Raw genomic sequence first — 17,735 nt, forward strand, 5'->3', positions numbered from 1 at the left:
GCCTTTCACCACCGGTTCTGAAAGCATTTATCAAAGGGACAATATCCCGTCAATCAATCTCTTCATCTGCCTCGTATCCACCCATCTCACGCAAAGCATTTTTCAGCATGACATATTGCTGGAACAAATGGTTGACAGGAATTTCTCCTTCCGTATAATCATGCATCGGACTCTTCAAGAAGAAACTCAAGAACCGTTGGATACCATAACGTCCTGCACGAGCGGCCAAGTCACTCAAAAGCACCAAATCCAAACACAGCGGGGCTGCCAGAATGGAATCACGACACAAGAAATTAATCTTAATCTGCATCGGATAACCCATCCAACCGAAAATATCAATATTGTCCCACCCTTCCTTATTGTCATTACGGGGAGGATAATAGTTAATACGTACCTTATGATAATAATTGGAATACAAATCCGGCTGATTTTCAGGAACCAGTATAGATTCCAGCGTAGACAGCTTGCTCACCTCCTTGGTATGAAAATTAGCAGGTTCATCCAATACCAGTCCGTCACGGTTTCCCAGGATATTGGTAGAGAACCATCCGGAAAGGCCCAGGCAACGCGTACCGATAATCGGCGCAAAGCCCGATTTCACCAAAGTCTGTCCGGTCTTGAAGTCCTTGCCAGCAATCGGCATCCTGTTCTTTTCAGCCAGTTCCCACATGGCCGGAATGTCAACCGTAGTATTCGGTGCCCCCATGATGAACGGAGCTCCTTCCACCAAAGCCGCATACGCATAACACATAGAAGGAGCCACATGTTCCCGGTCGTCCTGCTTCATGGCGTTTTCCAAAGCAGACAAAGTGCCATGCACTTCTTCAGAAACCGGCACATAAATTTCAGTGGAAGCAGCCCACAACACCACCACACGTGAACAATTATTTTCTGCCTTAAACTTGCGGATATCTTCCCGCAATTGTTCCACCATCTCCCAGCGGGTTGCACAATCCTTCACATTGTCCCCATCCAACCGTTTGGCATAATTGTGGTCGAAAGCGGCCTTCATCGGCACAATCTTCTCCAGTTCTTCTTTTACCGGACGGATGTCTTTTTCACGCAAGACTTCACAATTCATGGCCGATTCATAGGCATTGGCCGGATATACATCCCAGGCACCGAACACAATGTCATCCAGCTTGGCCATCGGAACAATTTCACCATAATGCAGGTATTTCTTTTTCTCTCCGCGTCCGACACGAATCTTATCATACTGTGTCATAGCGCCTACCGGCTTTGCCAGCCCCTTACGCACCATTAAAACTCCGGTCATAAATGTGGTAGCCACAGCTCCCAGACCCACACATAATACACCCAGCTTACCTTCAGCGGGTTTCACATTCATTTTTTCCATTTCTAAATTTCTTTTTTTTCTTTCACTTTTCTTCCTTTCCCGGAATCCATCACTCTGAACTCACGAAAAAAGACAAACTGCTCAAAGTTAAACTTTTGTTTGATTAAACCAGCACTTTACTTCCTCTTTTATTGGAATATACGTAAAAATAAGACACAAATTCAGAAGAAAAAGCCATCAACTGTTTCCTCAGAGAGTAAAATTATCCGTATCTTTGCAAACGCATAAAAAGACAAACCAACCCATGAATGATATTTGTTGCATCGGACACATTACATTAGACAAGATTGTGACTCCAAAACAAACTACTTACATGCCGGGAGGCACCTCATATTATTTCTCTCACGGCATCCGTCGGTTACATGACTTCAAAAACTACAAACTGGTCACAGCGGTTGCACCCAGCGAATACGGTATCGTGGAAGAAATGAGAAAGGAAGGTATCCAAGTGGAAGTCCTCCCAAGCCGTCATACGGTGTACTTCGAAAATACATACGAAGAAAACCAGGATAACCGCTCCCAGCGTGTACTGGCAAAGGCGGACCCTTTTACGGCAGATGCCCTCAAAGATGAAAATGCACGCATCTTCCATCTGGGAAGTCTGCTGGCGGATGATTTTCCATTGGAAGTAGTCAAAGAACTGGCGCAAAAAGGTACCTTGGCCGTGGATGCGCAAGGATATTTGCGGGAAGTGAAAGGCGAACAGGTATATCCTGTTGACTGGCACGAAAAAAAGAAAGCCTTGAAATACATTGATATACTGAAAGTCAACGAGCACGAAGCAGAAGTGCTGACCGGATTCAAGGACCCACAGCAGGCGGCCCGCCAGCTGGCACAATGGGGAGTAAAAGAAGTTCTGCTGACTTTGGGCAGTTTGGGTAGCCTTATCTATGCCGAAGGCAAGTTTTACAAGATACCAGCCTACGCCCCGAAAGAAGTGGTGGATGCCACAGGATGTGGAGACACTTATGTGCTGGGGTATCTGTACATGCGTAACAAAGGTGCATCCTATGCTGAAGCCGGATGTTTTGCCGCCGCCATGTCGACCATCAAATTGGAAAAGTCAGGCCCTTTTTCCGGAACGGAAGAAGAAGTATGGCACATCCTGCAGACCGACAAGGCCAAGCCGGAAGTGCTGGCTGCTCAATAAGCAAAACAAAGATTATATCATAGAAGAAAGGGTTTGCATACTGAATCACTCAGCTGCAAACCCTTGTTTTTTACCTGTCATCGGTTACCGGATTATCCCATCTTACCCGTCAGATAAGCCCGGGTGCGTTCGTCTACCGGATTCTTGAACATCTTTTCCGTATCGTCGTATTCAATCAATTCTCCCATATACATGAACATGGAGCGGTCGGAGATACGCATCGCCTGCGACATGTTGTGTGTCACAATCAAGATGGTCACCTCTTTCTTCAGCTGGTCCATCAGGCCCTCAATATGCTTGGTGGCAATCGGGTCCAAGGCAGAAGTCGGTTCGTCCATCAAGAGCACATCCGGCTGGAGTGCCAGCGAGCGGGCAATGCACAAACGCTGCTGTTGTCCTCCGGACAGGAAGGTACCCCGCTTGGTCAAGGCATCCTTCACCTCGTCCCACAGGCACACGTTCCGCAGGTTGCGTTCCACGATTTCATCCTTCTGCGACTTTGACAGATGGATACCGTTCAGGATGTATCCAGCCAGCACATTGTCATAAATGTTCATGGTAGGGAAAGGGTTCGGGCGCTGGAACACCATACCGATGCGGCGCCGTTCCTCCATCGGGTGCATCTGTAGCACATTCTCTCCGTTCAGCAAAATCTCACCCGTCACACGGATATTCTTGTATAACTCATGCATACGGTTCACCGCACGCAGCAAGGTACTCTTTCCGCATCCGGAAGGCCCCATAATGGCCGTAATCGTATTTTTCTCAATATCGGCCGATACGTGTTTCACGGCCATCACACTGCTGGTGTACGAGATGCACACATCTTTTATCTGGAGAATCGGATTCTTTATATTTTCCATTTCTTTGCAATTCGTTTAGCTAATAAATTCAGACATAACACAAAAGTCAACAGGAAGAGAGAAGCTCCCCATATCAGGCTCTGCAGGTTCGGGTCGTTGAAAAATTCCCAAATCAGCAACGGTACGGCCGACATCGGCTTGGTCATGTTCCAGCTGATGGCCGCACCTCCCAGAGCCGTAAACATCAACGGGGCTGTTTCACCTACCACACGCGAGATGGCCAGCAAGATACCAGTAAAGATACTGCCCAAAGCGGAAGGCAACATCACCTTCAACATCACCCGCCAGTAGCTTCCTCCCAAAGCCAGTCCGGCTTCTTTCAACGTTTCCGGAAGCACCTTCATGGTTTCCTCCGTAGAACGGATAATCAACGGCAGCATCATGATGAACAGAGCCACACTTCCAGCAATGGCCGAATATCCTTTCATCGGCACCACCACCCAAATATAGGTGATAATACCAATAATAATGGACGGGGTTCCCTGAAGCAAGTCGGTCAAGTAACTGACAATCACCGCAAACCAGCTTTTTCTGTATTCCGAAAGACAAATACCGCAGAGTATTCCTACCGGAATGGCTACCACGGCTGCCAGAATCAGCATCAGGAAGGTTCCGATAATTCCGTTGGCAATTCCTCCCGGAATGGCTTCTCCAGCAGAAGCGGCCATCATTGCCTTATAGGCATTCGGCGTGGCTTCCGTGATGAACGACCAGCCCAGCTGTCTCCATCCTTTCACCAATACTTCTCCCAGTATGGCCAGCAACGGAATTGCAGTCACTCCCGACAGCACACATACCAGGATGTAAAGCAACCGGCTCTTCAGAATACGCAATTTTATATTATTTCCATACAACATATATTCTTCTTTTTAGAGAGTTAGACATGACGGGCACGACGAATCAGAATCTTACCGATGATATTGATAATGGCTGTAATCAAGAACAACAGCAATCCGATAGCTATCAGTGAAGACAGCTTCAAACCATCCGCTTCTCCAAACTGGTTGGCAATGATACTCGCCATGGTGTTTCCCGTGGTACGCAGTGTGTCGGGCATCTGGTTAGTGTTTCCAATCAGCATCGTCACGGTCATCGTTTCTCCCAATGCGCGGCCGATAGCCAGAATATACGAAGAGAAAATACCGGAACCCGCCATCGGGAAAATCACTCGCCGGATTACTTCTGCCCGTGTCGCTCCCATGGCATAAGCCCCCTCCTTCAAATCGGAAGGAACCATCTTGATGAATTCCGAGCTCAGCGAAGCCGCATAGGGTACAATCATGATGGCCAGCACAAACGAAGCGGTCAGAATACCCGAACCTTGCGGCGACAGATTCAAGTGCATAAACACCGTACGAAGTACATAAAATCCCCACAAACCATAGATAATAGAAGGAATACCTGCCAGCAAATCAATCACTGTTCCCAGTATGGCGGCAATTTTCTTTCCGCGGAAATACTCACCGGTAAACAATGCGACAGGAAGAGAAAAAGGAATACACATCAGCAAGGCCAGCAACGTGGTCAGCAGTGTACCTGTAATAAAAGGAAGAGCGCCATAACTTTCTTTGCCGGCGGTGGTCACCCAGTCGTCCGAGAAAATGAAGTTCCAGAAGCCGAATGTTTCAAAAGCTCCAGAAGCGTCAACGGTGAGGGAGTAAATAATTCCCCCACCAATGACTGGTATCACAATCGCCGATAAGATAAGTAAGACTTTAAAAATTTTGTCTTGCATAATCTTTCGTCTTAATTATTTAAGAATCGGCTGTCCATCGTAAGTTACAGCTTTCAGATTCTGAAGGCTGAGTTCTACAGCCTTCTTTGGCAGCGGGGCATAGTGTACGGTAGCCGTAGTCTGCTGTACGCTGTCGCTCAGCATATACTGCATCAATTCCAGAGTAGCCTTTGCCTGATTCAAGGAACGTTCTGCGTAATGCTGTTCCTTGTAAATCAACAGCCAGGTAAAACAGCTGATAGGATAAGCACCGGCTGCATCGGCATCTGTAATGGAGCAACGTGTATCCTGTGGAATGTCACCGGCAGCAGCCGAGATACTTTCAGTAGAAGGAGTCACCAGTTCACCACGCTTGTTGTACACGCTGGCATACGCAATCTTCTGTGCGAAAGCATATTCAGAACCGATATATCCCAATGAATAAGGAGTCTGTGCAATGATTCCAGCTACACCCGGATTACCTTTGGCTGCCTGCCCTACCGGGAAGTCGACCGTCTTTCCTGCTCCATAAGTGTTCTTCCAGTTTTCGCTGACCTTTGACAGATAGTCAGTAAAGATGAAAGTCGTACCACTACCGTCCGAACGGTAAGCCAAGATAATTTTCTTGGCCGGCAGTGTCACGTCCGGATTCAGTTTCTGCAAACGGGCATCATTCCAGTCGGTAATCTTGCCGGCATAGATATCGGCAATCACGTCGCCCGACAGGTTCAGTTTCACCACATCCGGCAAGTTATAAGCCATCACAACGGCTCCCATACAGGTCGGGATGTGTACAACCGGCTGCATTTCCTTCATTTCATCATCGCTCAAGAACGCATCACTACCGGCAAAGTCTACGATGCCATCCTTCAGGTTACGGACACCACCGCCACTACCAATACCTCCGTAAGAAACCTTGTCGCCGGAAGTGGCATTGTAGTTCTCGAATGACATATTATAAAATGGCAAGGGGAAAGTGGCTCCTGCACCAGTCAGTTCCACGGATTCACGTCCATTAGCAGATTTCTGTCCACCACAAGCTGCGAGTGACAAAGCCATCGCTCCAGCAATTAAAGGCAAATAAAACTTTTTCATTGTGTTATACATTTATATAAGTTATGAATCTATTTGTTTTTCTCGTCTCACGTCTTAAATGGCAAAGGAAGCGTTCAGATACACATAGCTCGACAGTTTTCCTCCCTCTGCTTTCGGCGACCAAAGGCGGAAATTCGGAGCCAGCTTCACGTACTTGCCCAATTTGAACTCCGCTCCCAGCATACCGGCCATTCCGTCGGCATCCTTGTTCCAGTCATTCTTGGAAGAAAGCATGTCCCAACGCCCGAAAAGACCGATTTTCTTGTTCAGCTGAGCCGAAGCGTACACCGACACACCATCCTGGTCACAACCTTCCACATATTTGGCATTGGTCTGATAATTATATTCAGCCGCCACCGAGAAGGCATTGTTTTTATACCCCACAAAGGCCGCCAGATTGGTAATTCCTTTTTCAGCGTCTTCCACCGCCTCATTATAAGAACCATACGCGCGAACCACAAGTCCTTTTACCGGAGTCAGCGTCACGCCAGCCCCATATTGCAAACCGTCTTTCACCTGTACCTTCTTATAACCTTCCCCATTGGCCACAATCACATCGGCCGAAACCACCTTGTTGAACTTATAGGCTGCGGAAAATGCCAGGTCGGCACTGCTTCCGAATTTATATTCGTCCTGAAAAGACTTCATCACATAACGCTTGCCCCAGAAATCTTCCTGCAGCTTGAACTGTGTGGTACTGATCAATCCGGCGTTCAGTGTCCATCCTTTCTGCTTCCACGTGATCTGCGCGTTCTTGATATAACCGATACGATGGTAATCACCCACATCCTGCGACTGACCGAAGTCCACCACTGCCTTCATCTGCAAACCATGAGGCAAATTGTACTGATACCCCAGATACGCACGGTCCAATCCAAATCCCCTGTCATCATTCGCATGGCCGAAACCGGAATGCACATCAGAATAGATGGTAATAATAGCCGCACCTTTTTTCTCGGCGGGTTCCGACTTGTCGGGATTACTCTCAGCAAAAGTTGGCACCGCAACACAAGCACATGCCATCAAAAACCATAAAATTCTTTTCTTCATTTTTATCTTATTTGGAAATTTATATTTTTGACACCACAAAGGTCTTGAATTGGTATTACAAACAGATGTCATCCACTTAAAGAAAATGTAACACCCTGTTACAAACGTATTACAAAAGCAGAATATCGCCTTCCGAAACCCAACCGCAAAAAGAAAACGATTGATTCAGAAGACGACATCCAGCTTATTCCCAACGTTTTACCTTCCTTAAACCTCACCAGGCCAAAGGATATATGAATCAGGTTACTTAATTTCCAGCGTCACGATAGATTTGGCCGGCAATTTGATTTCCAACCCGTTCTTGGTCAGTTTGGCACCTTTAAAGTCGGCCAGTCTCACCTTATCAGGCTGTTCAAACGTATTATAATCGTCTATATTGTCGGAAGTCAGAATACGGCCAGTCACCGATTTGGCTTTCACGTCGCCCAAAGTCAGCGTGATGTCCTGTGATTCTTTCAGGTCGATGTTCGACAAAGATACATGGATAGCTCCGGCTTTGTCGCGGGAAGCCGTGGCACTGACCATCGGCACAATGCGGTCGTCGCGTACGATTTTCCGTTCACACTGCAAATCCAAAGGCAGATAGGTGGCATCCTGGTGTACATTATACATCTGGAACACGTAATACGTCGGTGTGAGCACCATCTTATCGTCCTTTGTCAGAATCATGGACTGCAGCACATTGACCACCTGTGCGATGTTGGTCATCTTCACACGGTCGGTGTACTTATGGAAAATATCCAGACTCAAGGAAGCCACAAACGCATCGCGCAACGTGTTCTGCTGGTAAAGGTGACCGCTGATGGTGCCCGGCTCTTCGTCCCACCAGGTTCCCCATTCGTCGACCATCAATCCAATCTGTTTCTTCGGGTCGTATTTGTCCATAATGGCAATGTGGCGTTTCAGCACGTCTTCAATTTCGCGGCACTTTCCTACTGTCCAGTAATAATCCTCGTCGTTGAACTTGGTAGCTGAACCTTTGCTGCCATTCCAACCCAGTACCGTATAATAATGTAAGGAGATACCATCCATGCGATGTCCGATGTTCTTCATCAGCACCTCGGTCCAGTTGTAGTCGTAATCGCTGGCTCCACTGGCAATCTTGAACAGGCGATTGCCGTCGTAGTTGCGGCAATAAGTGGAATAACGGCGATACAAATCGGAATAGTATTCCGGACGCATGCTGCCCCCGCATCCCCAGCTTTCATTTCCAACGCCGAAATATTTCACCTTCCACGGTTTTTCGCGTCCGTTTTCCTTTCTCAGTTTTGCCATCGGACTTCCCTGCTCAGAGGTCATGTATTCCACCCACTTGGCCATTTCTTCCACACTTCCGCTACCTACGTTTCCGCTGATGTAAGGTTCACATCCCAACATCTCGCACAGGTTCAGGAATTCGTGCGTACCGAAACTGTTGTCTTCCACGGTACCGCCCCAGTTATTGTTGACCATGCGCGGACGTTTTTCACGCGGACCGATGCCGTCCATCCAGTGATATTCATCGGCAAAGCATCCTCCCGGCCAGCGGAGCACCGGCACTTTCAAAGCCTTCAACGCCTCGAACACGTCTTTACGATACCCGTTGATGTTCGGTATCGGCGAATCTTCTCCCACCCAGAGACCTCCATAAATACAGGTACCCAGATGTTCGGCAAACTGACCATAAATTTCTTTGTTGATGATTTGTTTTCCCTGCTCCGGATGAACAGTCACTGTAGCCTTTTGTTGGGCAAACAAAGGCATTGCGGCAAAAAGAGCCAGCCCTAGAATTGCATTTTTCATATTTATTGATTTTTTGTCGTTTTATCGTTTACAAAAATAAAGAATTTTCCCACTTTCCAGGTGTACAACAGGGCACTTTCAGGAGGAAATTTGAACATTCTTTTCCTTCTGAATGCGAGATACAAAGTTTTCTTACTACTTTTGCACCAAAATTATTCCACATGCATTCTAAGAAACGAATTATTCTCTGGTCTGCCATAGCGACCATCCTTCTGGCGGGAATCATCAGCGTCTGCTACCTGCTGTTCAACCGTCCGCTTCAACTCACACAGCCTACCTTTATTTATATTGACGGCGACGATACCGCCGATTCGGTCTATGTCAAGATACAGCACGACCTCCATGGAACACGCCTGGCAGGTTTCCGCATGCTTTCCCGCTTCAAATCTTATGACAAGCATATTCACACCGGAGCTTACCGCTTCGACGCGCAGACCAACACCCTGACCTTGTTCCGCCGTCTGAGCAGCGGATACCAGACACCGGTAAAGGTAACCATTCCCAGCGTCCGTACACTAGCCCGCCTGTCACATTCACTGGACCGCCAGCTCATGGCCGACTCCACGGAAATTTTCACACTGATGTGCGACAGCAGTTTCTGTGATTCTTTGGGATTCACCTACGAAACGCTTCCGGCACTCTTCATTCCGAATACCTACGAGGTGTACTGGAACATGCAGGCGAAAGATTTCTTCCAACGCATGAAAAAGGAATACAACCGCTTCTGGAATGAAGAACGGAAAGCGAAGGCAAAGGCTGCCGGACTGACTCCGGTAGAGGTGAGCACACTCGCCTCCATCGTGGAAGAAGAGACTGCCAACCGGGGAGAGATGCCCATGGTGGCCGAACTCTATCTGAACCGTCTGCAAGCCGACATGCCGCTACAGGCCGACCCAACTGTGAAATTCAGCCTGCAGGAATTCGGTCTGCGCCGCATCCTCCACAAGCATTTGGAAGCAGACAGTCCCTACAACACCTACAAGCATACCGGACTTCCTCCCGGCCCCATCCGCATTGCTTCCATTCAGGGCATTGAAAGCGTGTTGAACCATGCACAGCATGACTATCTCTATATGTGTGCCAAGGAAGATTTCTCGGGCACACATAATTTTGCCGTTACCTTTGCCGAACATCAGGCCAATGCGCGCCGTTACCAGCAGGCGCTGAACAAGAGAAACATCCGTTAGGTAACCTAACGGACAGATTTCCAGAACTGCATGAAACGGGAATAAGGACCGTAGCACACCAGGCCGTCGCCTTGCTGCAATGCATAGTCCTCGGGGAATGCATTGGAAACTTCACGTTCAAAGACGGAGATTCCCAGAAAATTCTGAATCTGCTTTCCCTTTATCAGCGAAATCAGCTTGATGCCGAACTCCTGCTCCAGATTCAGTTCGTTCAGGTGATAACCTACCAGCCTGGAAGGTACCACAAATTTGAACACATACGTGTTTTCGTCAATCTGGAACAGCTCAGCCCCTCCATCCAGCTCCAGCTGCTGCGCCAGCAAACGGGCGGCATCCTGCTCGGGAGTCAGGATACGGTCGATGGAAAAAGCCTCCAACACCGCCTTATGCACCTCATCGACAGCCCGGGCATAGATACGTTTCACCTTCAGCTTCTTCAGCAGCGATACAATGCGGACCGAGGCCCCGAAATTGTCACCTATCGCCACAATGGCCGCATCCACGCTTTTTAAAGGCAGCACGGAAAGAGCCGTCTCATCCGTAGCATCGAGCACAAACGACGCCGCCATGCAGTCTTTCACACTGTCCACATGCAGGCTGTTACCGTCCACTCCTGCCACCTCATGCCCCATGGCAGTCAGTTCCATCGCCAGCATACTGCCATAATGGCCCAAACCAATAATCAGATATTTCATACGTCAGTTGATGATAATGTTGTCACTCGGATATTTGTAATTTCGTTTTCTCTCCTGCCGTACCAGTCCGGTGAGCAAGGTAAACGCTCCCACACGTCCTACGTACATCAGCAAGATAACCAGCAGCTTGCCGGCATCGCCCAACGTGGGCGTCAGGTTCAGGCTGGAACCCACGGTACTCAATGCCGACACACATTCAAAGGTCACCGCCAGCAGTCCGGCCTGCGGCTCTAACATACTCAACGCAAAAATAGCTACGAAAGCCAGAAACAGATAGAGCATCATGGCCGCATTGGAACGCCGGATGGAGTCGTGGGACAGTTCCCTCCGCAAAATGGACACCCGCTCGGCACCACGTATCACTGCCCACAGGTTAATCAGCACCACGGCACACACATTCACCTTCACACCGCCAGCCGTAGACTGTGTGCCCCCTCCTATCACCATCAATACCACCATAAGGAGCAGGGTTTGCAAAGAAAGCGACGTGAGACTCACACTGGCAAAGCCCGCCGTACGCGGACAGGAAGAATTGAAGAAAGCATGTACCCACTTATCCAGCACCGGCATCCCGGCAAACGAATGGTTCCATTCCAAGGCTGCTATGACCAAGGTACCTCCCACCAGCAGAATACCCGTAGCCACCAGCACAATCTTAGTGTTCAGGTTATACAGATGCACTTTCTGACGGAACCTCCCGGCACGATGCGACACCCGCCATTTCAAGTAGCCCAGGTAGTAGGCTACGGTTTCATAGAGGTTGACCAATATCGGAAAACCGATTCCTCCCAACGCAATCAGAAGTCCCAGAGTGACATACAGCAGATTGTGTTCCTGCATAACCGCAGGATTACTCATCCCGCCGGGCAAGGTGGAAAAACCGGCATTACAGAAGGCCGATACCGAATGAAAAGCTGAGAAAAAGAGTTCTTCCCGCAAGTTCATCCCCAGCGTATCATGAATGCTGAACCAGATAACAGCCATCCCGACCCCTTCGATGGCCAGCGTAAATCCCAATATATATAATAAGGTAGATAAAAGGGAATTCAATGAATTGGAACTGATCATGTCGCCCACCATCAGCTGGTTGTAGAGCGAAGTGTTTCCCATGAAAAACATGGCGAAAAAGCTGGTCAGCGTCATCACGCCCAGACCGCCGATTTGAATCAGCAGAATAATCAGCACCTGCCCCTCCAGCGTAAAGGTGGAAGGCACATCCACGGTGACCAGTCCCGTCACGCAGGTGGCACTGGTGGCTGTGAACAAGGCATCAATGAAGGATATTCCCTGATAAGTGGCACGGGGCAGCATCAGCAGACCTGTTCCCACCAGAATGAAGACCAGAAAACTGCCGGCCAGAATCAACGACGGATTAGTGCGCTTGCCCAGCAACCGGACCAGAATACCCGAGAGCTGCGAGAACGAAAGCAACAGCAACACCGCTCCTTTATAATAAGTGTGGTGAAAGAAAATCCACACCCAATATACACCCGTCGTCTCTTCCGGCTTCTTGAAAATGACAGGCAACAACGTAAGATAAAGCAGTATGGTAAGCATCCATGTCCACGGAGTAAACTTAAACGGGGAGTTCTCCTGACGAAAGAGAATCTGCAAAGTGGTAGTCAGCAGAAAAATCACCCAGACTGCATGATACACCGCATGCACCACCGTCTGTTCTCCCGCCGAAATCCGGAATCCATATTCGTACACGATAGTGAGCAGGAAAATCACTCCACACAGGAAATTCACCCCCATTACCCAGTTGAGTAACCGGTTGATGCGGGGCACCAGCAGTTTCTTATTATATAAAAAAAGTCGTTCCCAATAATCCATACCTATAGTGAATGAATATATTTACAAATGTATGGAAAATCTACATAACATAATCCTAATCTAAGAATTAATATCCTTATCCGATTATACAATTCTTCGAAACCTGTGAGGTACCTTGGATATTAATTTCATCGGGTATTGTTAAGTTCTCTATGAAAGCTCTGTTGGAATCAAAGCAAAGGATTTTTTACCCTGCCGACTCAATCATGATTCTATCCGCCTTTTCATCCACCCAGAATACAGTCATATCATTTATCAGATTATACACTTACCAGTTTGAGTAAACAACTTCTTCCGCCCTATTTATACAGAAGACAGTGATTATTCCCAAACCGATGTATGTATTGCCATAGCCAACGCTTTGGCACGCAACACCAATCACAGCTGTATATCATAGACTATAACCGCAAGAAGTGCAACAGAAAGGCTATGCCTTTTATTTTGAGGTTGTTCCGTCTGACGAGATAAACCGTAATATGGAAATCAACGAAGCCGGATTCCGATTCTACTATGACCAGCCGGTAGAAAAAGACTTGCCTTGTCCATCGAGTATAACTTTCATATCCACATACCGTGAAAAAGAGATTCTCCAGCTCTCCGTCAAGGGATTATCGAACACGGAGGTTGGAGAAACTCTCTTTATTGCCCCCAATACCGTCAAGTTTCACAAGAAAAAACTATTCGAGAAGCTACACGCAGAAAATATCACTGAGACCGTGGACATTAAAGCCAATCTGAGGCTGATTTAGAATAATTATTTCTTTTCCACGATTTTACAGTTCTTTGGTTTCGATACGTAGCTGACACTTAACTACTTATACTCTAAACCTCCTCCTACTTATCTCCCATATTAAAACTTCTCATGATAAGCCGTATCTGCCGCAAGATTTTCATTACCCAATAATTTCAAATCATCGCTGCTTATATTCATATTTTTCATAAAACGATCCAGTAGTTTTTCTGCAAAATCAATACTAACCTCATACGATTTTGAATACATTTTATATTCTACCATAAGATTCAAATTTTCTTTTCTTGAAAATAAGACCTTAACAGCTTCGGTATGGTTGTCCATACCCCAAATAAAATCATCCTGAGTTACATTCCTATATATTTGCCTTTTTATTCTGTTCATTTCGGATGACATCCAATTAATCATACGTTTACCAGCAAATATATCGCCAATAGCGCTTATGTCTGAAATATTTTCCATTGAGTTCCATACTTCAATATTACTATTAAGCATGTTGTCCGCAGATTCGTCAGCAGCATAAAGATCAAAACTCATCAGATTATTATAGCATTCGCTTACAAGATTTTCTGGTACATATTCAATACTGTCCGGATAATAATCCAACACTTCGGTAAATATCGAATCTATATACAGACATTTTTTACTCTGTGTTTTAGAGGATGCTATAAATTGTTTAATATTTGACAAGCTCAGCAACTGTATCCTATGTTCCATTTCTTTATTACTTTTCTTCTCAAGATAACCGGATATCCAAAATGTTATTCCTATACCCAATAATGTACCTATAAAACAACTGGTGAAACTGTCCCACCAAGCTCTGTTCACCAAATAAATCTTTTCAATTATTTTTCTCATAAGTTTTTTTGCAAAATTAGTATTTATCATCTAAAAAACAGAGATATAAGGAAAGGAATTCCTTCACAAAAGTGACGAGTTGGATAGCCACCAATATCATTTGGTTGAAAGCCATATATGGGTACAAAAAGAATGCTGCTACCATACCTACAAAAGCCCACTTTTTCCAAAAAAGAACGAAAAAAGGAAATATCACCAATAGTGCATAAATAATCACATTCTCTATTGAACCCATACCTTCACTATATGAAGCATAACTAGTCAACAAGGAAAATGAATTATCTAATATCACCATCCATAACAAAATTTGCTCCACACAAACAACACATATAAGAAAAAAGCAAAATGAGTTGTTTATTATCATTTATTTCCATATTTTTGGCAAAACCTTAAAAAAAGTAAGCAATTATGAGTAACAGACAGAAAAGATTCATCTTGCCTGAAGATGAAATACCAAAATATTGGTATAACATTCAAGCCGACATGGTCAACAAACCCATGCCGCCGCTGAACCCGGCCACCAAAGAACCTTTGAAACCGGAAGACCTTTATCCTATTTTCGCCAAAGAACTCTGCCATCAGGAACTGAACCAGACAGACACTTGGATTGAGATTCCGGAAGAGGTGAGAGAGATGTATAAATACTATCGCAGTACCCCGCTGGTACGTGCCTACGGACTGGAAAAGGCACTGGGAACACCTGCCCACATCTATTTCAAGAACGAAAGCGTCAGCCCCATCGGTTCGCACAAGCTGAACTCGGCACTGGCGCAGGCCTACTACTGCAAAAAGGAAGGGGTGACAAACATTACGACCGAAACGGGAGCAGGACAATGGGGAGCTGCCCTGGCATACGCCGCCAAGGTGTTCGGACTGGAAGCCGCCGTTTATCAGGTAAAAATCAGCTACGAACAGAAACCGTACCGCCGCAGCATCATGCAGACCTTCGGGGCACAGGTCACTCCCTCCCCATCCATGTCTACCCGCGCCGGAAAAAATATCCTGACCAAATATCCGAACCATCAGGGCTCACTGGGTACCGCCATCTCGGAAGCCATCGAACTGGCACGTACCACTCCGAACTGTAAATATACCCTCGGATCGGTTTTGAGCCACGTCACCCTGCACCAGACGGTTATCGGACTGGAGGCGGAGAAACAGATGGCAATGGCCGGAGAATACCCCGACATCATTATCGGATGCTTCGGAGGAGGTTCCAACTTTGGAGGCATCAGCTTCCCGTTCATGCGCCACACCATCCTGGAAGGAAAGAAAACACGTTATATTGCCGCCGAACCGGCTTCCTGCCCGAAGCTGACACGCGGAAAATTTGAATATGACTTCGGCGACGAGGCCGGCTATACACCGCTGTTGCCGATGTTCACCCTGGGACACAACTTCACTCCGGCCAACATTCACGCCGGAGGTCTCCGCTACCACGGGGCAGGTGTCATCGTTTCCCAGCTGATGAAAGACCACCTGATGGAAGCGGTCGACATCGAACAGCTCGACACCTTCAAGGCCGGATGTCTGTTTGCACGTGCCGAAGGTATCATTCCGGCTCCGGAATCTTGCCATGCCATTGCAGCCGCCATTCAGGAGGCTGAAAAATGCAAGAAAACTGGAGAGGAAAAGGTTATCCTCTTCAACCTGTCAGGTCACGGACTGATTGATATGAGTGCTTACGACCAGTATCTGTCGGGTAACCTGACCAACTATTCCCTGACGGAAGAAGATATTGAAAAGAGTCTGGAAGATGTGCCGCAAGTGGATTTGAAGTAAACTTTCAGCGTCTGAAAAAACGCACTTGCGTTTGGAAGAAAACACAAGGACGTTTTACTTAAAACGCAAATACATTTCAATCAAAACGCAAGTGCGTTTCATGGTAAACGCACTTGCGTTTTTTTCACACGGATAAACACTTGAAAATGAATAAAAAAGAGCGGTGCCGGAAAAGCGAAAATCTCTTCCGGCACCGCCCTTTGATTTCGGTCTCAATATAAATCCTACAGAAGACGATTGGTAGCCGTATCCGGGAACACCACGGTCGGCTTGAAAGTTTTAGCCTCCTCAAAGTCCATCAGGGCATACGACATGATAATCACCACATCCCCCACTTGCACCTTGCGGGCTGCCGCTCCATTCAGGCAGATGCATCCGGAGCCACGTTCTCCTTTAATGATGTAGGTTTCAAAACGTTCTCCGTTGTTGTTGTCCACAATCTGCACTTTTTCGCCGGCAATCAGGTTGGCCGCATCCATCAAATCTTCATCAATCGTAATGCTGCCCATATAGTTCAGGTTCGCTTCTGTCACCGTTACGCAATGAAGCTTCGATTTCAACACTTCAATCATCATCATCCGTTATCCTTTATATTTAATGTTATCAATCAGACGTACATCACCGCAATACACTGTAATGCAACCTACAATGTAATTGCTTTCGTCCCAAGCATTTACCGGCTGCAAAGTGTTTCCGTCCACAATTTCGAAATACTCCAGTTCCAATCCCGGCGCCCGGCGGATACATTGTTCCACATACTCTTTCGTTTCGCGCAACACACGGGATTTTCCGAAATCCACGCTGGCAAACAACGCTCTGGAAATCTGTACCGCTTCCTTACGCTGCTCCGGAGTGAGCCGTGCATTGCGGCTGCTCAAGGCCAGACCGTCTTCTTCACGTACAATCGGACAGCCTACAATCTGGATGTCGAAAGGATACTTACGCACCATCTCACGGATAATGGCCAGCTGCTGGAAGTCTTTCTCGCCGAAGTAAGCCCGGTCAGGCTCTACAATCAAGAAAAGCTTGCTCACAATCTGACATACTCCATTGAAATGGCCCGGACGGTATTTTCCTTCCATCACCGTATCAAGCGGTGCATAACTGAACTGGCGAGTATCCGGCTCCGGATAGATTTCTTCTACGGAAGGAGCAAACACCAGCGTAGCTCCACATTTCTCCAGCAACGTGCAATCCGCTTCCAAGGTACGCGGATATTTCAAAAGGTCATTCTGGTCGTTAAACTGGGTAGGGTTCACAAAATCGCTGACTACCACTACTTCATTTTCAGACACGGCACGTTTCACCAATGAAGCGTGTCCCGCATGCAAAGCTCCCATCGTCGGAACCAGCCCGATTGTCTTTCCCTCCTTGCGGAAAGCATCCAGTTCGGCGCGAAGCTCACTGATTGTTCGAATTAACTTCATCTTATTCCTGTTTTTAATCATAAATTCAGAAAACGGCTGCAAAGTAACTATTTATTTGCCATAAAAAGAAACAGAAAAGAAAAATTCTTTCTGTATTTACAGAATTTATCCTGTCTGTAATGTAGGATAAACACTATTATAGCAACCTGTTTATCAACACATTAACATACTATAAGGATTTATAAACAGTC

General features: G+C 46.9%; 16 protein-coding genes. 4 read left to right on the forward strand and 12 right to left on the reverse strand.

All coding sequences use genetic code 11. The features are described from left to right. Positions 1-49: 49 nt before the first annotated feature. Positions 50-1,357, reverse strand: coding sequence for an inositol-3-phosphate synthase (locus OIM59_RS11150; RefSeq protein ID WP_299173368.1), 1,308 nt, complete (start codon positions 1,355-1,357; stop codon positions 50-52). A 244-nt stretch (positions 1,358-1,601) separates the two neighbouring features. Here OIM59_RS11150 and OIM59_RS11155 point away from each other — a divergent pair, with 244 nt between their 5' ends. Then, on the forward strand, positions 1,602-2,507 hold the full coding sequence (locus OIM59_RS11155) for a PfkB family carbohydrate kinase (protein WP_299173365.1): 906 nt from the start codon (positions 1,602-1,604) through the stop codon (positions 2,505-2,507). 92 nt (positions 2,508-2,599) lie between these two features. Here OIM59_RS11155 and pstB read toward each other — a convergent pair whose 3' ends face one another. The 6 genes from pstB to OIM59_RS11185 all read right to left on the reverse strand — a co-directional run bounded on the left by pstB (position 2,600) and on the right by OIM59_RS11185 (position 9,011). After that, positions 2,600-3,370, reverse strand: a complete 771-nt coding sequence (gene pstB, locus OIM59_RS11160; RefSeq protein ID WP_022354725.1) for a phosphate ABC transporter ATP-binding protein PstB — start codon at positions 3,368-3,370, stop codon at positions 2,600-2,602. Next, complete coding sequence (gene pstA, locus OIM59_RS11165) at positions 3,358-4,227, reverse strand: phosphate ABC transporter permease PstA (protein WP_148329669.1); 870 nt, start codon at positions 4,225-4,227, stop codon at positions 3,358-3,360. The genes pstB and pstA overlap by 13 nt, the downstream gene beginning before the upstream one ends. Positions 4,228-4,247: 20 nt before the next feature. Further along, positions 4,248-5,105, reverse strand: coding sequence for a phosphate ABC transporter permease subunit PstC (gene pstC, locus OIM59_RS11170; RefSeq protein ID WP_072543140.1), 858 nt, complete (start codon positions 5,103-5,105; stop codon positions 4,248-4,250). A 15-nt stretch (positions 5,106-5,120) separates the two neighbouring features. After that, a complete protein-coding gene (gene pstS, locus OIM59_RS11175) occupies positions 5,121-6,179 on the reverse strand; it encodes a phosphate ABC transporter substrate-binding protein PstS (protein ID WP_204434729.1) in 1,059 nt (352 codons plus the stop codon). A gap of 54 nt (positions 6,180-6,233) precedes the next feature. After that, complete coding sequence (locus OIM59_RS11180) at positions 6,234-7,229, reverse strand: hypothetical protein (RefSeq protein ID WP_299173359.1); 996 nt, start codon at positions 7,227-7,229, stop codon at positions 6,234-6,236. Between the two features lie 243 nt (positions 7,230-7,472). Further along, the gene (locus OIM59_RS11185) at positions 7,473-9,011 is read right to left on the reverse strand and encodes an alpha-N-arabinofuranosidase (protein WP_299173357.1); all 1,539 of its coding nucleotides are present in this window, start codon (positions 9,009-9,011) and stop codon (positions 7,473-7,475) included. A 161-nt stretch (positions 9,012-9,172) separates the two neighbouring features. On the opposite strand from OIM59_RS11185, the gene mltG reads away from it, so the two are divergent. Further along, positions 9,173-10,198 (forward strand): endolytic transglycosylase MltG, encoded by a 1,026-nt coding sequence (gene mltG / locus OIM59_RS11190; protein WP_299173355.1) that lies wholly within the window; start codon positions 9,173-9,175, stop codon positions 10,196-10,198. 5 nt (positions 10,199-10,203) lie between these two features. Here the strand turns inward: mltG and OIM59_RS11195 are convergent, their stop codons facing one another. Then, positions 10,204-10,893, reverse strand: a complete 690-nt coding sequence (locus OIM59_RS11195) for a TrkA family potassium uptake protein (RefSeq protein WP_299173352.1) — start codon at positions 10,891-10,893, stop codon at positions 10,204-10,206. Between the two features lie 3 nt (positions 10,894-10,896). Beyond that, entirely contained in the window at positions 10,897-12,726 is a 1,830-nt protein-coding gene (locus tag OIM59_RS11200; RefSeq protein ID WP_299173349.1) for a TrkH family potassium uptake protein, read from the reverse strand. Positions 12,727-13,202: 476 nt separating this feature from the next. On the opposite strand from OIM59_RS11200, the gene OIM59_RS11205 reads away from it, so the two are divergent. Further along, positions 13,203-13,475: a response regulator transcription factor gene (locus tag OIM59_RS11205; RefSeq protein WP_299173346.1), complete on the forward strand. Its 273-nt coding sequence runs from the start codon at positions 13,203-13,205 to the stop codon at positions 13,473-13,475. A gap of 101 nt (positions 13,476-13,576) precedes the next feature. Here the strand turns inward: OIM59_RS11205 and OIM59_RS11210 are convergent, their stop codons facing one another. Next, entirely contained in the window at positions 13,577-14,335 is a 759-nt protein-coding gene (locus OIM59_RS11210; RefSeq protein WP_299173343.1) for a hypothetical protein, read from the reverse strand. A 408-nt stretch (positions 14,336-14,743) separates the two neighbouring features. Between OIM59_RS11210 and OIM59_RS11215 the strand changes: the two genes are divergently transcribed. Further along, positions 14,744-16,117, forward strand: coding sequence for a TrpB-like pyridoxal phosphate-dependent enzyme (locus OIM59_RS11215; protein WP_072543149.1), 1,374 nt, complete (start codon positions 14,744-14,746; stop codon positions 16,115-16,117). Positions 16,118-16,341: 224 nt separating this feature from the next. Here OIM59_RS11215 and panD read toward each other — a convergent pair whose 3' ends face one another. Both panD and panC read right to left on the reverse strand, forming a co-directional pair. After that, entirely contained in the window at positions 16,342-16,692 is a 351-nt protein-coding gene (gene panD, locus OIM59_RS11220; RefSeq protein ID WP_072544022.1) for an aspartate 1-decarboxylase, read from the reverse strand. Between the two features lie 6 nt (positions 16,693-16,698). Continuing rightward, positions 16,699-17,544 carry a pantoate--beta-alanine ligase gene (gene panC / locus OIM59_RS11225; protein ID WP_299173332.1) on the reverse strand — a complete coding sequence of 282 codons (846 nt, stop codon included), beginning with the start codon at positions 17,542-17,544 and terminating at the stop codon, positions 16,699-16,701. Positions 17,545-17,735: the final 191 nt, after the last annotated feature.

Source organism: Bacteroides mediterraneensis (assembly GCF_025993685.1).
GTDB lineage: Bacteria > Bacteroidota > Bacteroidia > Bacteroidales > Bacteroidaceae > Phocaeicola > Phocaeicola mediterraneensis_A.